The organism is Pseudomonas sp. CVAP#3 (genome assembly GCF_018986375.1).
In the GTDB taxonomy this organism is placed as follows: domain Bacteria; phylum Pseudomonadota; class Gammaproteobacteria; order Pseudomonadales; family Pseudomonadaceae; genus Aquipseudomonas; species Aquipseudomonas helvetica.
Genome location: NZ_JAHMSC010000017.1, coordinates 92,977 through 108,364, shown reverse-complemented (window position 1 = coordinate 108,364; position 15,388 = coordinate 92,977). Strand labels below are relative to the sequence as shown.

Annotated in this window: 12 protein-coding genes and 1 pseudogene; 8 read left to right on the top strand and 5 right to left on the bottom strand. The window is 60.2% G+C overall.

Going from position 1 to position 15,388, the window contains the following annotated elements; genetic code table 11:
• Positions 1 to 84: 84 nt before the first annotated feature.
• Positions 85 to 2,481, top strand: coding sequence for a heavy metal translocating P-type ATPase (locus KRR23_RS23480; protein WP_216744441.1), 2,397 nt, complete (start codon positions 85 to 87; stop codon positions 2,479 to 2,481).
• Positions 2,478 to 2,891 carry a Cu(I)-responsive transcriptional regulator gene (gene cueR, locus KRR23_RS23475; RefSeq protein ID WP_123584464.1) on the top strand — a complete coding sequence of 138 codons (414 nt, stop codon included), beginning with the start codon at positions 2,478 to 2,480 and terminating at the stop codon, positions 2,889 to 2,891. Before KRR23_RS23480 ends, cueR begins: the two co-directional genes overlap by 4 nt.
• Here cueR and KRR23_RS23470 read toward each other — a convergent pair.
• Positions 2,845 to 4,080: an MFS transporter gene (locus KRR23_RS23470; RefSeq protein ID WP_216744440.1), complete on the bottom strand. Its 1,236-nt coding sequence runs from the start codon at positions 4,078 to 4,080 to the stop codon at positions 2,845 to 2,847. The genes cueR and KRR23_RS23470 overlap by 47 nt on opposite strands.
• Before the next feature lie 233 nt (positions 4,081 to 4,313).
• On the opposite strand from KRR23_RS23470, the gene aroQ reads away from it, so the two are divergent.
• Both aroQ and KRR23_RS23460 read left to right on the top strand, forming a co-directional pair.
• Complete coding sequence (gene aroQ / locus KRR23_RS23465) at positions 4,314 to 4,754, top strand: type II 3-dehydroquinate dehydratase (protein WP_216744439.1); 441 nt, start codon at positions 4,314 to 4,316, stop codon at positions 4,752 to 4,754.
• A gap of 5 nt (positions 4,755 to 4,759) precedes the next feature.
• Positions 4,760 to 5,614 carry a shikimate dehydrogenase gene (locus KRR23_RS23460; RefSeq protein WP_216744438.1) on the top strand — a complete coding sequence of 285 codons (855 nt, stop codon included), beginning with the start codon at positions 4,760 to 4,762 and terminating at the stop codon, positions 5,612 to 5,614.
• Between the two features lie 151 nt (positions 5,615 to 5,765).
• Here KRR23_RS23460 and KRR23_RS23455 read toward each other — a convergent pair whose 3' ends face one another.
• Together KRR23_RS23455 and quiC are read right to left on the bottom strand one after the other, a co-directional pair.
• Positions 5,766 to 6,443 (bottom strand): TetR/AcrR family transcriptional regulator, encoded by a 678-nt coding sequence (locus KRR23_RS23455; RefSeq protein WP_216744437.1) that lies wholly within the window; start codon positions 6,441 to 6,443, stop codon positions 5,766 to 5,768.
• Positions 6,444 to 6,545: 102 nt separating this feature from the next.
• On the bottom strand, positions 6,546 to 8,450 hold the full coding sequence (gene quiC / locus KRR23_RS23450; RefSeq protein ID WP_216744436.1) for a 3-dehydroshikimate dehydratase QuiC: 1,905 nt from the start codon (positions 8,448 to 8,450) through the stop codon (positions 6,546 to 6,548).
• 613 nt (positions 8,451 to 9,063) lie between these two features.
• On the opposite strand from quiC, the gene KRR23_RS23445 reads away from it, so the two are divergent.
• Both KRR23_RS23445 and KRR23_RS23440 read left to right on the top strand, forming a co-directional pair.
• Entirely contained in the window at positions 9,064 to 10,377 is a 1,314-nt protein-coding gene (locus KRR23_RS23445) for an MFS transporter (RefSeq protein ID WP_253912227.1), read from the top strand.
• A gap of 98 nt (positions 10,378 to 10,475) precedes the next feature.
• Positions 10,476 to 12,098 (top strand): methyl-accepting chemotaxis protein, encoded by a 1,623-nt coding sequence (locus KRR23_RS23440; RefSeq protein ID WP_216744434.1) that lies wholly within the window; start codon positions 10,476 to 10,478, stop codon positions 12,096 to 12,098.
• A 6-nt stretch (positions 12,099 to 12,104) separates the two neighbouring features.
• Here the strand turns inward: KRR23_RS23440 and KRR23_RS23435 are convergent, their stop codons facing one another.
• Both KRR23_RS23435 and KRR23_RS23430 read right to left on the bottom strand, forming a co-directional pair.
• A complete protein-coding gene (locus tag KRR23_RS23435; RefSeq protein WP_216744459.1) occupies positions 12,105 to 13,004 on the bottom strand; it encodes a DMT family transporter in 900 nt (299 codons plus the stop codon).
• 170 nt (positions 13,005 to 13,174) lie between these two features.
• Entirely contained in the window at positions 13,175 to 13,951 is a 777-nt protein-coding gene (locus tag KRR23_RS23430) for an IclR family transcriptional regulator (RefSeq protein WP_216744433.1), read from the bottom strand.
• A 342-nt stretch (positions 13,952 to 14,293) separates the two neighbouring features.
• On the opposite strand from KRR23_RS23430, the pseudogene KRR23_RS23425 reads away from it, so the two are divergent.
• Positions 14,294 to 14,395: pseudogene (locus KRR23_RS23425) on the top strand (neutral zinc metallopeptidase); the annotation flags it as partial.
• The gene (locus KRR23_RS23420) at positions 14,396 to 15,361 is read left to right on the top strand and encodes an alpha/beta hydrolase (RefSeq protein WP_216744432.1); all 966 of its coding nucleotides are present in this window, start codon (positions 14,396 to 14,398) and stop codon (positions 15,359 to 15,361) included.
• Positions 15,362 to 15,388 lie beyond the last annotated feature (27 nt).

The window sequence follows — 15,388 nt, the reverse complement described above, 5'->3', positions numbered from 1 at the left end:
TTTGTAGTGCCCTTGCGATGGCGCTTGACCTTGCCCGCATGGCAAGGTTGATCCTGTAGGTCATCTCTACAGGGAGTAAGACCGATGTCCGATTCCACCACCTTCGATCTGCCAATATCCGGCATGACCTGCGCCAGCTGTGCCGGACGTGTCGAGCGTGCGTTGAGCAAAGTTGTCGGTGCCAGTGCCGTCAGCGTCAACCTGGCCACCGAGCAAGCGCGCGTCCAGGCCCCCCGCGACAGTTTGCCGGCACTCATGGAAGCCGTGCAGCAAGCCGGATACAGCGTGCCTACACACAGCCTCGAATTGAGCATCGGCGGTATGACCTGCGCCTCGTGTGTCGGTCGGGTCGAACGTGCCTTGAATAAAATCGTCGGGGTGAACAGTGTCAGCGTCAACCTGGCCAACGAACGCGCGCACCTCGAACTGCTCGGTCAGATCGATCCGCAGGTGTTGATCGATGCGGTCAGCAAGGCCGGTTACACCGCCAGCGTCTGGCAAGCCGAGCAATCCACCAATAACGATCAAGTGCAGCGTCTGCGACGTGAACGCTGGAGCCTGCTGCTGGCAATCGCGCTGGCCTTGCCGCTGATGCTGCCAATGCTGGTGCAGCCGTTCGGCCTGCACTGGATGCTCCCGGCCTGGGCGCAGTTTGCGTTGGCGACGCCAGTGCAATTCATCTTCGGTGCACGCTTTTATGTCGCCGCCTGGAAGGCCGTTCGCGCGGGCGCCGGCAACATGGACCTGCTGGTGGCCCTGGGCACCAGCGCCGGTTATGGCTTGAGCATTTACCTGTGGGCCACCGTTAGCGCCGGCAGCATGCCGCATCTTTACTTCGAAGCTTCGGCAGTGGTGATTGCGCTGGTGTTACTCGGCAAATACCTCGAAAGCCGCGCCAAACGCCAGACCGCCAGCGCCATTCGCGCCCTTGAAGCCTTGCGTCCTGAACGGGCGATTCAAGTGATCGACGGCCGCGAACAGGACGTCGCCATCAGCGCGTTGCGCCTCGGCGACCTGGTATTGGTCAAACCCGGTGAACGCTTTCCGGTGGACGGTGAAGTGATTGAAGGCCAGAGCCATGCCGACGAAGCGCTGATCAGCGGTGAAAGCCTGCCGGTGCCCAAACATCCCGGCGACAAAGTCACTGGCGGCGCAATCAACGGCGAAGGCCGGCTGCTGGTTCGGACTCAAGCGCTTGGCGCAGAAACCGTGTTGGCGCGAATCATCCGTCTGGTCGAAGACGCCCAGGCTGGCAAGGCACCGATTCAAAAGCTGGTGGATAAAGTCAGCCAGGTGTTCGTCCCCGTCGTGCTGCTTTTAGCGCTGGCAACCTTGATCGGCTGGTGGCTGTACGGCGCACCGCTGGAAACGGCGGTGATCAACGCGGTCGCGGTGCTGGTGATCGCCTGCCCTTGCGCCCTCGGCCTGGCAACGCCGACCGCGATCATGGCCGGCACTGGCGTGGCCGCGCGCCACGGCATTCTGATCAAGGACGCCGAAGCGCTGGAGCGCGCCCATGAAGTCAGCGTGGTGGTGTTCGACAAGACCGGCACACTGACCTCCGGCACGCCACGCATCGCTCACTTGAGCGCCGTCGACGGCAACGAAGCAACCCTGCTGCAACAGGCCGGCGCCCTGCAACGTGGCAGCGAGCACCCGCTGGCCAAAGCCGTGCTCGACGCCTGTGCCGAGCGTGGCTTGCCGGTGGCCGATGTCAGCGCCAGCCAGTCACTGACCGGTCGTGGCATTGCCGGCACGCTGGACGGTCGCCAATTGGCGCTGGGTAATCGCCGTCTGCTGGAAGAAAGCGGCTTGAGCGCCGGTCTCTTGAGCGACTCCGCCAACGCCTGGGAAGCCGAGGGTCGAACCTTGTCATGGCTGATCGAGCAAAGCCCCAAGCCGCGGGTGCTCGGCCTGTTCGCCTTTGGCGACACCCTCAAGCCTGGCGCGCTGCAAGCGATTGAGGAATTGAACACGCAACACATCGGCAGTCACCTGCTGACGGGTGACAACCGTGGCAGCGCCGGGGTGGTTGCACAAGCGCTGGGCATCAGCAACGTACATGCCGAAGTATTGCCGGCCGAAAAAGCCTCGACCGTCACTGAGCTGAAAAAAACCGGCGTCGTGGCGATGGTCGGCGACGGCATCAACGACGCTCCGGCGCTGGCAGCGGCGGATATCGGCATCGCCATGGGTGGCGGCACCGACGTGGCGATGCACGCAGCCGGGATCACCTTGATGCGCGGCGATCCTCGCCTGGTACCGGCGGCGCTGGAGATCAGCCGCAAGACTTACGCGAAGATCCGCCAGAACCTGTTCTGGGCCTTCGTCTACAACCTGATCGGCATTCCGCTGGCAGCCTTCGGCTTGCTCAACCCGGTGATCGCCGGTGCAGCGATGGCCTTGTCCAGCGTCAGCGTGGTAAGCAATGCTTTACTGCTCAAGACCTGGAAACCGAAAGACCTGGAGGACGTTGAATGAACATCGGTCAAGCAGCCAGACACAGCGGCCTGAGCGCCAAGATGATTCGCTATTACGAGTCGATCGGCCTGCTCAAGGCAGCGCATCGCACTGACAGCGGCTACCGCGTCTATGGCGACGACGACCTGCACAGCCTGGCGTTCATCAAGCGTTCACGCGATCTTGGGTTTTCCCTGGAAGAGGTCGGCAAACTGCTGACCCTCTGGCAGGATCGCCAACGGGCCAGCGCTGACGTCAAGGCACTGGCCCGCCAGCACATCGACGAGCTGAACCAGAAAATCCGCGAACTCGGCCAGTTGCGCGACACCCTGCAGGATCTGGTGGAACATTGTCAGGGCGACCACCGCCCGGACTGCCCGATACTCAAGGAACTGGCGTCGGGCTGCTGCGCCGAGCCCGCTCGCCCCTGATCGCCAACACCTTCAGCACCAGCAAGGTGCTGAGGGGGATCCCGTGAAACAGCAGCACCACCGCGCCGGGTGCCCACACGTTATAGAACGGCGCGGCGATCAACATGCCGACGCCGAACCCGGTCATTTGCAGCAAGGTCAGAAAGCTGAAAATCGGTAGGCGCAGGCTGTCCGGTTCACGCTGCAAGCGCGACATCAGCCCGACCTCGGAAAAACCATCCCCCAGGCCCGCCGGCAACGCAAACAGCAACAAGCCGTAGAAGCTCTGTTGCTGGAACATCAGGATGAAGCCGCTGGACATCAATAACACGCCGAAAAAGAACCGCCGCTCCAGGTTCGAGTTTTCTGACCCTGGCAAACGGCTGGCAATCCGCGCGCCGATCAACTTGCCACACGCCCACACCGCCAGCATCAGGCCCAGCGTGGTGCTGGCCGACTCGGGTGTCAGCAGTTTGGAAATAATCGGGAAACCCACATTGTGCGCGGCACTGCCGAGGGTGTCAGCCATCGCCAACGCGAGCATCGCAGCGATGACCGGCGAGCTGCGCAGGCCTTGGCGTAGCGCGCTCCACTCGTCACGTTTGTGGGTTGGCTCGGCATTGAGTGCCGGTCGGGAAAACCGCAACGGCACAATGAATAGTGCCGCCAACAGATAAGTGACGACGTTCAGTGCAAACACCGTTTCGAAGCCGAAACCAGCCACCAACAGCCCGGACACCAGACTCCCGCCAACCATCGCTGCGGACGACGCCGAAGTGATCCAGGCATTGGTCTTAAGCAGTTGCTCCCCGGCGATCATGTGCGGCAACTGACTGTTGAGGCCGATGGCAAACATCGAGTTGCCAAGCCCCAGGCCGAAAGCGATCACCGGTAATAACAGCACTTGCTGCGACACCGGCAGTACAAGCAACAGGCCTAACAGCCCGGCACGCAGCAGGTCGAAGGCTATCAACGGTAAGCGCCCGCCCCAGCGGCGATAAAACGTCGTACCGATCAAACTGGCAAAAACCCCACCGGCCACGCGGCTGGCAAGAAAGATCCCGACGCTCATGGCGCTGTTGCCGAGCATATAAACGTAAGTGGCCAGCGCCACCATATTGAGAAACGCACCGAAGTCCGAGACCAGTCGCGCAGCGATGATCAGTTGGGCGTTGCGGGTGGACTGGTGGGGCGTGAGATCGGTGTTCACAATCGTCCTTGAGTGGGTAGTGTTCTGCCGCGGTCTTCCTTCAAGGTCAAGTAAAGCACCGCATGGCAGTGATCACACTGACGACAGCGGCTGTCCGATCATCGAACACTTATTGCCGTCTTGCGCGACTTGCCGCTCAGCTTCAATTGACCAAATTAACCAACTGGTACAATTTATCTCCACAGGCGGGTCACCCTCGACCCACGCCCACAATAACAATGGAGAACGCACTGATGTCCCCTATCGTTCTGGTGCTCAACGGCCCGAACCTCAACCTGCTCGGCAGCCGTGAGCCGGCGACGTATGGCCACGAAACCCTGGCCGACATCTCGGCCTTGTGCGGTCGCGCTGCCGAAGAATTCGGCCTGGCGGTGGAGTTTCGCCAGACCAACCACGAGGGCGAATTGCTCGACTGGATTCACTCGGCACGCGGTCGTTGTGCCGGAATCGTGATCAACCCGGCGGCCTGGACGCACACTTCGGTAGCGATCCGTGACGCGCTGATCGCCAGCGAGTTACCGGTGATCGAAGTACACCTGTCCAATGTGCATGCTCGCGAACCGTTCCGTCACCACTCGTTCGTGTCGGCCATCGCCACCGCGGTCCTGTGCGGACTCGGCAGCCACGGCTATCGCCTGGCGCTGGAGCATTTCAGTCAACGCTTGAAGGGATGAGCCACATGTCGCAGAACAATACGGTACTCGCAGGACTCATCGGCGCCGGTATCCAGGCGTCTCGAACCCCGGCGCTGCATGAGCGCGAGGGTGATGCCCAAGGCCTGCGCTACCTTTATCGGTTGATCGACCTCGATCAACTGAAACTCGACAGCGGCGCCCTCCCCGACCTGCTGATGTCGGCGGAACGGATGAACTTTACGGGTCTGAACATCACCTTTCCGTGCAAGCAGGCGATCATCCCGCTGCTCGACGAACTCTCGCCTGAAGCCCGAGGCATTGGTGCCGTCAACACCGTGGTGCTCAAGGACGGAAAACGCATTGGGCACAACACCGACTGCCTCGGTTTCGCCGAAGGTTTTCGCCGTGGCTTGAAGGAGGCTGCCCGCGAGCGCGTCGTTCAAATGGGTGCCGGTGGTGCCGGTGCTGCGGTAGCCCACGCACTTCTGAGTGAGGGTGTGCAGCAACTGAGTATTTTCGATGTGGACGTCAGTCGCGCGCAAAGCCTTGCGAACAACCTCAATCAGCATTTCGGCAGCGGCCGGGCCTGTGCCGGCAGCGATCTGCCGAGTGCGTTGGCGCAGGCCGATGGACTGGTGAACACCACACCGATGGGCATGGCCAAACTGCCCGGCATGCCAGTGCCGGGGGAGTTGCTGCGGGCTGAATTGTGGGTCGCAGAGATCGTTTACTTTCCACTGGAAACCGAACTGCTACGCAACGCCCGTGCCTTGGGTTGCCGTACGCTGGATGGCGGCAACATGGCGGTGTTTCAGGCGGTAAAGGCCTTTGAGTTGTTCAGCGGCGTGGCGCCGGATGCGCAGCGAATGCTCGCGCACTTTCAAAGCATGAATGGTTGACGACCACGGCCTTCTTGATGATTGTTCCCACGCTCTGCGTGGGAATGCAGCCCGTGACGCTCTGCGTCACCATCAAGAGCGGACGCGGAGCGTCCAGTGAGGCATTCCCACGCTGAGCGTGGGAACGATTTGCAATCTGCTGGCTTGAGCTTCAGGCCTGCAAATAACGCAGTACTGACTCGCAGATCATCTCGCGATGACGTTGCTTGATCGCTTCATCCGGCAAGTCGATCTGAAAAATCTCACCAAAGGTATGACGGTTCGACACCCGGTAAAAGCAGAACGAACTGATCAACAAGTGCACGTCCAGCGGATCCAGCCCACTGCGAAACACACCCTCCTCGGCGCCGCGACGCAGAATCACGCCCAGCGAATCAAGGATCGTATTGTTCATCGCCTTGATCGCTTCGGACTGCTTCACGTACTCGGCGTTGTGGATGTTCTCGATGCTGACGATGCGCACAAAATCGACGTTGCGGTCATGGTGATCGAAGGTGAATTCCACCAGCCGCCGAATCGCCTCACGCGGTTCCAGCTCAGCCAGGTGCAAGCGACTTTCAGTGCTGCGGATGTCGCCGTAAAGCTTCTCCAGCACCTCGACGTAGAGCTGTTCCTTGCTACCGAAGTAGTAATAGATCATCCGTTTCGAGGTGTGGATGCGTTCGGCGATAGCATCGACACGAGCACCGGACAGGCCCTGCTGGACGAACTCGACAATGGCTTCTTGAAGAATGTTCTCGCGGGTCTTTTCCGGGTTGTTCTTGCGACTCTTGCGCGGCTCGATCAAGGGTTCGTCGGGCGCGACGGTGAGTTCTGTGGTCATTCTCATTCCGGGCTCAAGGCCATCACTGCACAGCTGCCGATTATGGGCCGCACGCTGCAGTGAAGGAAGCTTCGCCACGGCCGTTTACCCCCTGCATTTACCAATTTCCTACAACTTGGCGTGACGCACACCCCCGCTGCGTGATTTCGCCATCGCCGCCAGGCGCACCGCGACGTTGGCCGCACCATATCCCGCATAACCGTTTTTGCGCTGGATGATTTCGAAGAAGAAGCGCCCTTCAAAGGGTTCGGTGTACACATGAAACAGCTCACCGCCCTGAGCGTCGCGGTCATACAGCACGTTGTAATAGGCAAGTTTGCTGAGGAACTCGTCATCGAAATCAAAGCGTGCAGCGAGGTCATCGTAATAATTGAGCGGGATGTCCAGCAGCGGTACGCCGGCCTCTTTGGCGCGACTGACTTCAGCGAACATATCGTCGCAGTCAAAGGCAATGTGATGCACACCGGAGCCACGATAACTGGACAAGGCGTGAGAGATAGCGGTGTTGCGGTTCTCGGAAATGTTCAGCGGCAAACGGATCGAGCTGCAACGGCTGCGCAGCGCGCGGCTTTTCACCAGACCGTAAGGGTCAGGCAACACCACTTCATCGTCGGCTTCGAAATCCAGCAGGCTCTTGTAGAACAGCACCCAACTGTCGAGGCTGTCCGCCGGCAACGCCATCGCCATGTGGTCGATCCTTTTCAGTCCTCCACCGGCGGCGGCCGTCGGATGCAGCCGGAAGTCGGTGCCGTAGACATCGGCGTGTTCATCCACCAGATAAATCAGGCTGCCATCCGGCGCACGGACCGCCGCCAGTTCCAGTTCATTGGGGCCGACCAGCCCACGGTAGGGTTGCCCTTTGTACGCCACCGCCCGGGCCAGCGCACTGGCGCTGTCCTTGACTCGCACTGCGGTCGCGCACAATGACGGCCCGTGCGCTTCGAAAAAGCTGTGGGCAAACGAATAGGGCTCAGAGTTGAGGATCAGATTGATATCGCCTTGGCGCAGCAGCGTGACGTTCTTGGAGCGGTGCTCACCGGCCTTGACGAAACCCAGTCGCTCCAGCCAATGCGCGAGTTTGGCGCCTAGACTTTCGTCCACCGCGAACTCGAGAAACTCGATGCCGTCGTACTCGCTCGCCGGTGGCGTGGCGAACAAGATGTCGAGATTCGGCGCGGGCGTAGCGTGTTGCTGCTGCAAACGCGCTCGGGTCTTCTCTTCCAGATACAGCAAGGAGCGCAGACCATCGGCGGCATTGGCGCGTGGTGGCGCGGCGCGGAATCCGTCGTTGAAAACTTCCAGTGACAGCGGCCCGGTGTAACCACTCTGGATAATCGGCGCGAGAAAACCTGGCAAGTCGAATTCGCCTTGCCCGGGGAAGCAACGAAAATGTCGGCTCCACTCCAGCACGTCCATCGCCAGGATCGGCGCGTCGGCCATTTGCACAAAGAAAATCTTCTCGCCGGGAATGTCCGCGATAGCCCGTGGATCACCCTTGAGCGACAAGGTATGAAAACTGTCCAGCAACACGCCCAGATTCGGATGGTCCGCCTGGCGGACGATGTTCCAGACCTGTTGATACGTGTTCACGTGCCGGCCCCAGGCCAGCGCTTCATAACCGATCCGCAAGCCACGAGCCCCGGCGCGCTCGGCCAGCAGTCGCAGGTCGTCGATCAGAATCTGCTCATCGCCAACACTGTCGGCTGAGGCGTTGCTGCACACCAGCACCAGGTCGGTGCCCAGTTCCTGCATCAGGTCGAACTTGCGCTCGGCGCGTTCGAGGTTGCGCGGCAAGCGGTCGCGGCGGCAGCCTTCGAAATCACGAAAGGGTTGAAACAGGGTGATGGCGATGCCCAGGTCAGCGCACATCTGTTTAATTTCACGCGGGCTGCCATCGTAATACAGAAGGTCGTTCTCGAAGATTTCCACCCCATCGAACCCAGCGGCGGCGATGGCTTCGAGTTTTTCCGGCAGGGTACCGCTCAAGGAAACGGTGGCAATGGAACGCTGCATGTTTCGACTCCCGGTGGGATGGGTTGATCTTGTTGACCTTGTTAGAAACCTCGCGCGTTTTTTGTATGCGCTGAAGTCGGGGGGAATTATTGAGCTGACCTGCTCATTGGGCAATTCAAAGTGTACCAACCGGTTAGTTTACTGTGCGATTATCGAACACAATGGTTGTTGGCGAATTGACGATTTTTCGCTCACTGCGCACCATCGACAGCACATCGAATCCGGTCATGAACCACCGGGCGAAGTGACCAAAGACCCAGAACACACCATAAAAATTTCAAAAATCGGGTACACGCTCATGCTTGCATTCAACGCCTTGCTCCGTTGCTCTCTCCCTCACTCCCCGTGCCTGGTGTTCAATCGCCAACCGCCTTCAGACCTTTCTGGTGCCTGCGACCGAACCCGGCCCGCACGCTGAACAAGCGCTTTGGTTGCCTCAGCCAACACTGAGCCAACACAAACACTCAGTTGATCAATCATTGACGCCCTGCGCACTTGCGCATCCCGACGATTGATCTCGCGCCCATGAAGTCCCGACGAGCCTTGCTTGTCAGTCATTGAACGGATGGCACACATGAATCCTTCTCACAGCTCTCACACGGAAAGTGCCCGCATGGCTCCGGCCATGGGCGTCGCGACCGGCGGCATCGGCGACAAAATCCGCGGCGCCATGGCGGTCGGCAAAACCCGTTGGGGCATGCTGGCGCTGGTGTTTTTCGCCACCACCCTGAACTACATCGACCGCGCCGCACTGGGCGTGATGCAGCCAATCCTGGCCAAGGAAATGAGCTGGACGGCGATGGATTACGCCAACATCAACTTCTGGTTTCAGGTCGGCTATGCCGTCGGCTTCGTACTGCAAGGCCGGCTGATCGACCGGGTCGGCGTGAAGCGCGTGTTCTTCTGCGCGGTCTTGCTCTGGAGCCTGGCGACCGGCGCCCATGGCCTGGCAACCTCGGCCGTAGGCTTTATGGTCTGCCGCTTTATCCTCGGGCTGACCGAAGCCGCCAACTACCCGGCCTGCGTGAAGACCACCCGGCTATGGTTCCCTGCCGGTGAGCGCGCCGTGGCCACGGGCATCTTCAATGCCGGGACCAACGTCGGCGCGATGTTCACACCAATGCTGCTGCCGCTGATCCTGCATGTCTGGGGCTGGCAAGCCGCGTTCCTGTGCATGTCGGCACTGGGCGGGATCTGGCTGGTGTTCTGGGGCTTGAAGTACTTCAACCCGGAAGATCACCCGTCGGTGAAGCAATCGGAACTGGACTACATCCAGAACGAAGCCGAACCGGAACAAACCCGCGTACCGTTCTCGCGGATCCTGCGGATGCGTGGCACCTGGGCCTTCGCCCTCGCCTACTCGATGACCGCGCCGGTGTTCTGGTTCTACCTGTACTGGCTGCCGCCGTTCCTCAATCAGCAATACAACCTGGGGATCAACGTGACCCAAATGGGTATTCCGCTGATCATCATCTATATGACGGCCGACTTCGGCAGTGTCGGCGGCGGCATTCTGTCCTCGTTCCTGATCGGCCGTGGGGTCAACCCGATCAAGGCCCGGTTAATGTCGATGCTGCTGTTCGCCTGCTGCATCATCGGCGTGATCATGGCCGCCGGCTCCAGCAACCTGTGGGTCGCGGTGTTTGCCATCTCGCTGGCCATCGGCGCGCACCAGGCCTGGACTGCGAACATCTGGAGCCTGGTGATGGACTACACGCCCAAGCACATGATGAGCACGGTGTTCGGTTTCGGCGGCATGTGCGCCGCCATTGGCGGGATGTTCATGACCCAGTTGGTCGGGCACATTCTGACCATCACCAATAACAACTACACCGTGCTGTTCACCATGATTCCGGCGATGTACTTCATTGCGCTGATCTGGCTGTACTTCATGGCACCGCGCAAGATTCCGAACCTCGAAGACTGACGCTTCCTCTTTCGCAGGCCTGGTTTCAGGCCTGCGTTTTTTTTGTTTGCACGGTTGCCGATTTCGTCCCTCATTCTTCCGTCCACGGAGCTCATACCATGTCTCTGGGTAACCTGAGCATCGCCAAACGTGCGCTGATCAGCTTCGGCCTAATCGCCCTGCTGGTGTTGTTGCAAGGACTGTTTGCCCTCAAGCAGGTGGCCGAAGTACGCGCCACCGGCCAGCACACCGAAAACGTCTCCCTGCCCAGCACACGCTACCTGGGGGAAATCCGCGACTACATTCTGAGCATTCGCGTGCTCAGCCTGCGCATGGCGCTCAACCGCGAACCCAAAGTACTCGATGCCACTATCGCTCGCCTGCACCAGGTGGAAGGCTGGCTTGAGCAAACGCTGACCAGATTCGCGCCCTTGGTCGACGACTACAACCGTGTGCAGTACGAAACCTTTGTCAGCACTGTAAAGAGCTACCGACAGGCGCTGGATCAATACGAAGAACTGTCCCGGCAAAACCGCAGCGAGGACATGAGCGCGCTGCTCAACGGAAAAATCCAGGATTACTCGACCCGGACCGGCGATCAATTCACCGAGCTGATGAACCTCACCGCCAGCGAAGTCAGTCAATCGGCCAACCATGCCGACGCGCTTTACGCCCAGGTAAAAATGACCGTGATCGGCGCACTGATCGCCGTTGCCCTGCTGACCTCATGCCTGGCCTGGCTGCTGATCCGCAGCATCGTCATGCCCATCCGCCAGGCTGTGCGTGTGGCCGAGCAGGTCGCTGACGGTGACCTGAGTACGCCGATCCAGAGCCAGGGGCCCGATGAAACCGCCCGTCTGCTCAGGGCCCTGGCCAGCATGCAGAACAGCCTGCGCGACACCCTGCAGTTGATCAGCGATACGTCGAACCAACTGAACGGTGCGGCGCAGCAGATGAGCCAGAACACCGGGCTGGACTCCAATCGCTTGCAACAGCAGCACAACGAAATCGAGCAGGCCGCCACGGCGGTCAATGAAATGACCGTCGCCGTCGAAGAAGTGGCGCGCAACGCGGTCTCGACCTCAGACACCACGCGCCAATCGACGATAGAGGCCACTCAGGGCCAGGCGCGAGTGATCGAGACCCTCGATTCGATCCAGGCCATGAGTGCCGAAGTCGGCACCGCGCTGCAACAGGTTCAGACCCTGGCCGAACAGTCTCGGGAAATTGGCAAAGTACTGGACGTCATCCGCGCCATTGCCGAACAGACCAACCTGCTGGCCCTCAACGCCGCCATCGAGGCCGCAAGAGCCGGGGAAGCCGGGCGTGGTTTTGCCGTGGTCGCCGATGAAGTGCGAGCCCTGGCCCACCGCACCCAGCAGTCGACGCGGGAAATCGAGCAGATGATCGCCCGGGTTCAGGGCGACACCGACAGTGTGGTGCTGTCGATGCACGGCAACAGCCAGCGCGTGGCCCAGACCTTGTCGATCGCCGAACAGGCCGGCGTGGCCCTGACGCAAATCACCTGCGCCATGGAGCAGATCCACGAGCGCAACCTGGTGATCGCCAGCGCCTCGGAAGAGCAGGCACAAGTGGCCCGGGAGGTAGATCGCAACCTGCTGAACATCCGCGACCTGTCGCTGGCAAGCGCCGATGCGTCGACCCAGACCAGCGCCACCAGTCGGGAGTTGTCGCAACTGGCGGCCGGTTTGCAGAACCTGGTGGTGCGTTTCAGGTTTTGAGGGCAATCAGCCTCTGCGCTGTTGCCAGGCTGCCGCCAGACCACTGAGGCAAATGATCGCGATGCCGATCACCGTGGTCAGGCTTGGCGTGTGGGAAAACAGCAACCAGCCGAGCAGTCCGGCAAACACGATCTGACAGTAACCAAAGGGTGCCAGCAGTGCCGGCGCGGCATGCCGAAACGCCTGAGTCAGCAGCAGATGCGCGGTCATCCCGCAGCTACCCAGCGCCAGCATCAACAGACCGTGGGTAAAGCTCGGCACTTGCCAGAACATCGGCACCAGCGCGCTCATGACCAGGGTGTTGCACAAACCGGCAAAGAAGTTGCTGGTGGTCGGGCTGTCGACCTCGCTGAGTTTGCGTGTCAGCAGTTGGTAGAAGCAGAAAAACAACGCCGAGCAGAACGGCAGCAACACCGCCGGAGTGAACAAATCACCGCCCGGATGGACGATGATCAACACGCCGATAAACCCGCACATCACCGCCAGCCATTGCCCGCGCGTCACCCGCTCACCGAGCAAGGGCACCGACAACGCAGTCACCAGCACCGGTGCAAGAAAGTTGACCGCCGTGGCTTCCGCCAAGGGAATGAACAACAAGCCCGTGGTGAACAACAGACTGGTGCCAAGCAAGCACAACGCCCGCAGCAACTGCAGCAACGGGCGTTTCGTGCGCAGGACACGCAAGCCGGATTGCGGCAGAAAAATCCCGGCCATCAGTAGCGTATGAACCAGATACCGCGCCCACACCACCATGATCACCGGATAGAAACCCGACAGGTATTTGGACAAAGCGTCGTGAGTGGAAAACAGGAAGGTCGCAACAACGATCAGCAGGATGCCTTTGAAGGGCTGATTGATACCGGAAAGCGGAGTGCTCGATACAGCCTGGGAATGCGGCTGGCCCATAGTCCCGGCACTGCTCAACCCGATGCGAAGTGGCAAACTCACAGTGCAATCCTCTAGTGATGATTGTCAGGACATCGAATTCCAATAATTTAGAACTTGATTCCAGTTTCTCACACAAGAAAACACCAATAGTGTTCGAACAGCGCACAGTTTCTACATGAAGATGGTGATCAGTTGAACAACTCCGACGCCTGACTCGCCACCGACAACTCCTGGGCAAACTGCAACAACAGCGGCGCCAGTTCATGCAGTCGAGACTCGGGCAGCCGCGCACTCGGTCCGGCGACACTGAGCACACCGACCACCCGCCCATTCAGCGGATGGCGCACCACGGCGGCGATTGCCGAGGTACCGACTGCCGAACTCTCCTGAACCCAGGCATAGCCGTGTTCGCGGGCCAGGCGCAGGCGTTCGAGCAATTCGATAGTGGAACGTGGCGCATTCGGTCCCAGGTCCGGCGGTACATCGGCGGCTTGACGCTCCACCAGCGACAAGGCCTCTGCGTCGCTCATACCCGCTAGCCACGCATGGCCGGAGGCGGTGTAGAACAACGGTGCATCGCGGCCCATGTCCGGGTCATAACGCAAGCCCGAGCGCGCCCCCTGGGACTTGGCGATCCAGGTCTGACGCTCGCCTTCAATCACCCCCAATCGCACCAATTCCTCGGTTTCCTGGGCCAACCGATCCAGTACCGGCTGGACGATATCCGCGCCGCTGCTCGACAGATAACGAAAGCCCATGGCAACCAGTTTGGTCGACAGGTGATACCGCAGGTTGTCCGGATTCTGCCGCACGTAACCCAGCCGGATCAGCTCGGCGAGCAAGCGGTGAGTGGCACTTTTCGGGATTTCCAGCTGCTCGGCCAACACCTGCATCGGCAGGCCTCGCGGGTCGCTGGTAAGACTTTCCAGCACACTGAAGACGCGCTCGATTTGACTGCCGGCCATGGTGGGATTCCAGACGAAATTTGACCGATTCTAGAAGACAAGCGGATGAATGCAAAATGTGGAACTGCGGCGTTCAGCCGTGACTGGCAAGGGAACCAAACAGCCAGCGTGATGCCTGAGACGTTCGCCGAAGCTCGTCTGCCGCCATCGTTTTTGCAGGTGAATGCCATACTGCCTTTTATTCGGCATAGTCTGACCATCAACCTGGCGCCCATCCCAGCCACCAGCAACACTCATCACCACGCGTAAACAGAGGATTCCCACATGCTATGGAAAAAAGGCCGCCGCAGTGACAACGTGGTCGATGCACGCGGTGAGGATGCTGGCGGTGGTGACGGCGATTTCGCCCACGGCACCTCGGCGCAACGGGTTCGCTGGTTCAAGACCGGCTTCGCCCAGGGCCAGGTCAGTCAATGCGACACCTTCTCGACGAAGAGCCTCTAAATGCGCACGCGCTGGCTGCTGGTATTCGCTCTGTTATTCGGCAGCGCCAACCTGCTGGCTGCCGAGCATGCGGTCAAGCTCATCAGCCCTGGTCGGCTGAACATGGGCGACTCCGAACTGGCGGTTGGCATAAGCCAGTCGTCACCGCAAATCCAGCGTGTACTGATCGTGATTCACGGGCGCTTGCGCAATGCCGAAACCTACCGCCAGAGCGCGGAAAGAGCCGCCGAGCAGGCCGGACAAAGCGCAACCACCCTGGTGATAGCGCCGCAATTTCTTAATGAAAGCGACATCGCACGCCATCAACTGCCCGACAGCCTGCTGCATTGGCGCGGTGATGACTGGATGGCCGGCGAGCTGTCCATCGGAGCGAATCCGCTGAGTTCTTATGCGGTGCTCGACAAGATTCTGGAACGCCTGAGCGATCGCCAGCAGTTTCCAACCCTGAAGGAAATCGTTATCGCCGGGCACTCCGGTGGTGCGCAAGTGGTGCAACGGTATGCGTTGCTCGGGCACGATCAGCCAGCACTGCAAGCGGCGGGAGTCAGTGTGCGCTACGTGATCGCCAACCCGTCTTCGTATGCGTATTTCGATGAGCAGCGGCCGGGGCCGTTCAATGCCGCGCATTGCCCCGGTTTCAATGACTGGAAGTATGGACTGCTGAAACTGCCGGACTACGCCAACGGGCAAACGCCGCAGCAACTGGAGCAAGGCTACGTCCAGCGCAACATCACCTATTTGCTCGGTCAGCGAGACACCAACCCGCATCATCCGGCACTGGACAGAAGTTGCGCCGCCGAAACGCAAGGCGCGTATCGGCTGATTCGTGGGCACAACTATTTCGACTATTTACAGCAGCGCCATCCCGAAGGTCTGAATCAGCGGCTGATCGAAGTGCCCGGGGTCGGGCATAACGGGGACAAGATGTTCACCTCGCCCGAGGGGCAGAAGGCGTTGTTTCAGTAGCTGAAAGTGTGTCGCCTGATATGGCCC

Excerpts from the sequence above, each read along its gene's own strand:
- KRR23_RS23460 (WP_216744438.1), top strand. The coding sequence starts at position 4,760 with ATGTCGCAGAACAATACGGTACTCGCAGGACTCATCGGCGCCGGTATC.
- KRR23_RS23455 (WP_216744437.1), bottom strand. The coding sequence starts at position 6,443 with ATGAGAATGACCACAGAACTCACCGTCGCGCCCGACGAACCCTTGATC.
- KRR23_RS23480 (WP_216744441.1), top strand. The coding sequence starts at position 85 with ATGTCCGATTCCACCACCTTCGATCTGCCAATATCCGGCATGACCTGC.
- quiC (WP_216744436.1), bottom strand. The coding sequence starts at position 8,450 with ATGCAGCGTTCCATTGCCACCGTTTCCTTGAGCGGTACCCTGCCGGAA.
- KRR23_RS23445 (WP_253912227.1), top strand. The coding sequence starts at position 9,064 with ATGGCTCCGGCCATGGGCGTCGCGACCGGCGGCATCGGCGACAAAATC.
- KRR23_RS23420 (WP_216744432.1), top strand. The coding sequence starts at position 14,396 with ATGCGCACGCGCTGGCTGCTGGTATTCGCTCTGTTATTCGGCAGCGCC.
- KRR23_RS23440 (WP_216744434.1), top strand. The coding sequence starts at position 10,476 with ATGTCTCTGGGTAACCTGAGCATCGCCAAACGTGCGCTGATCAGCTTC.
- aroQ (WP_216744439.1), top strand. The coding sequence starts at position 4,314 with ATGTCCCCTATCGTTCTGGTGCTCAACGGCCCGAACCTCAACCTGCTC.
- cueR (WP_123584464.1), top strand. The coding sequence starts at position 2,478 with ATGAACATCGGTCAAGCAGCCAGACACAGCGGCCTGAGCGCCAAGATG.
- KRR23_RS23435 (WP_216744459.1), bottom strand. The coding sequence starts at position 13,004 with ATGGGCCAGCCGCATTCCCAGGCTGTATCGAGCACTCCGCTTTCCGGT.
- KRR23_RS23430 (WP_216744433.1), bottom strand. The coding sequence starts at position 13,951 with ATGGCCGGCAGTCAAATCGAGCGCGTCTTCAGTGTGCTGGAAAGTCTT.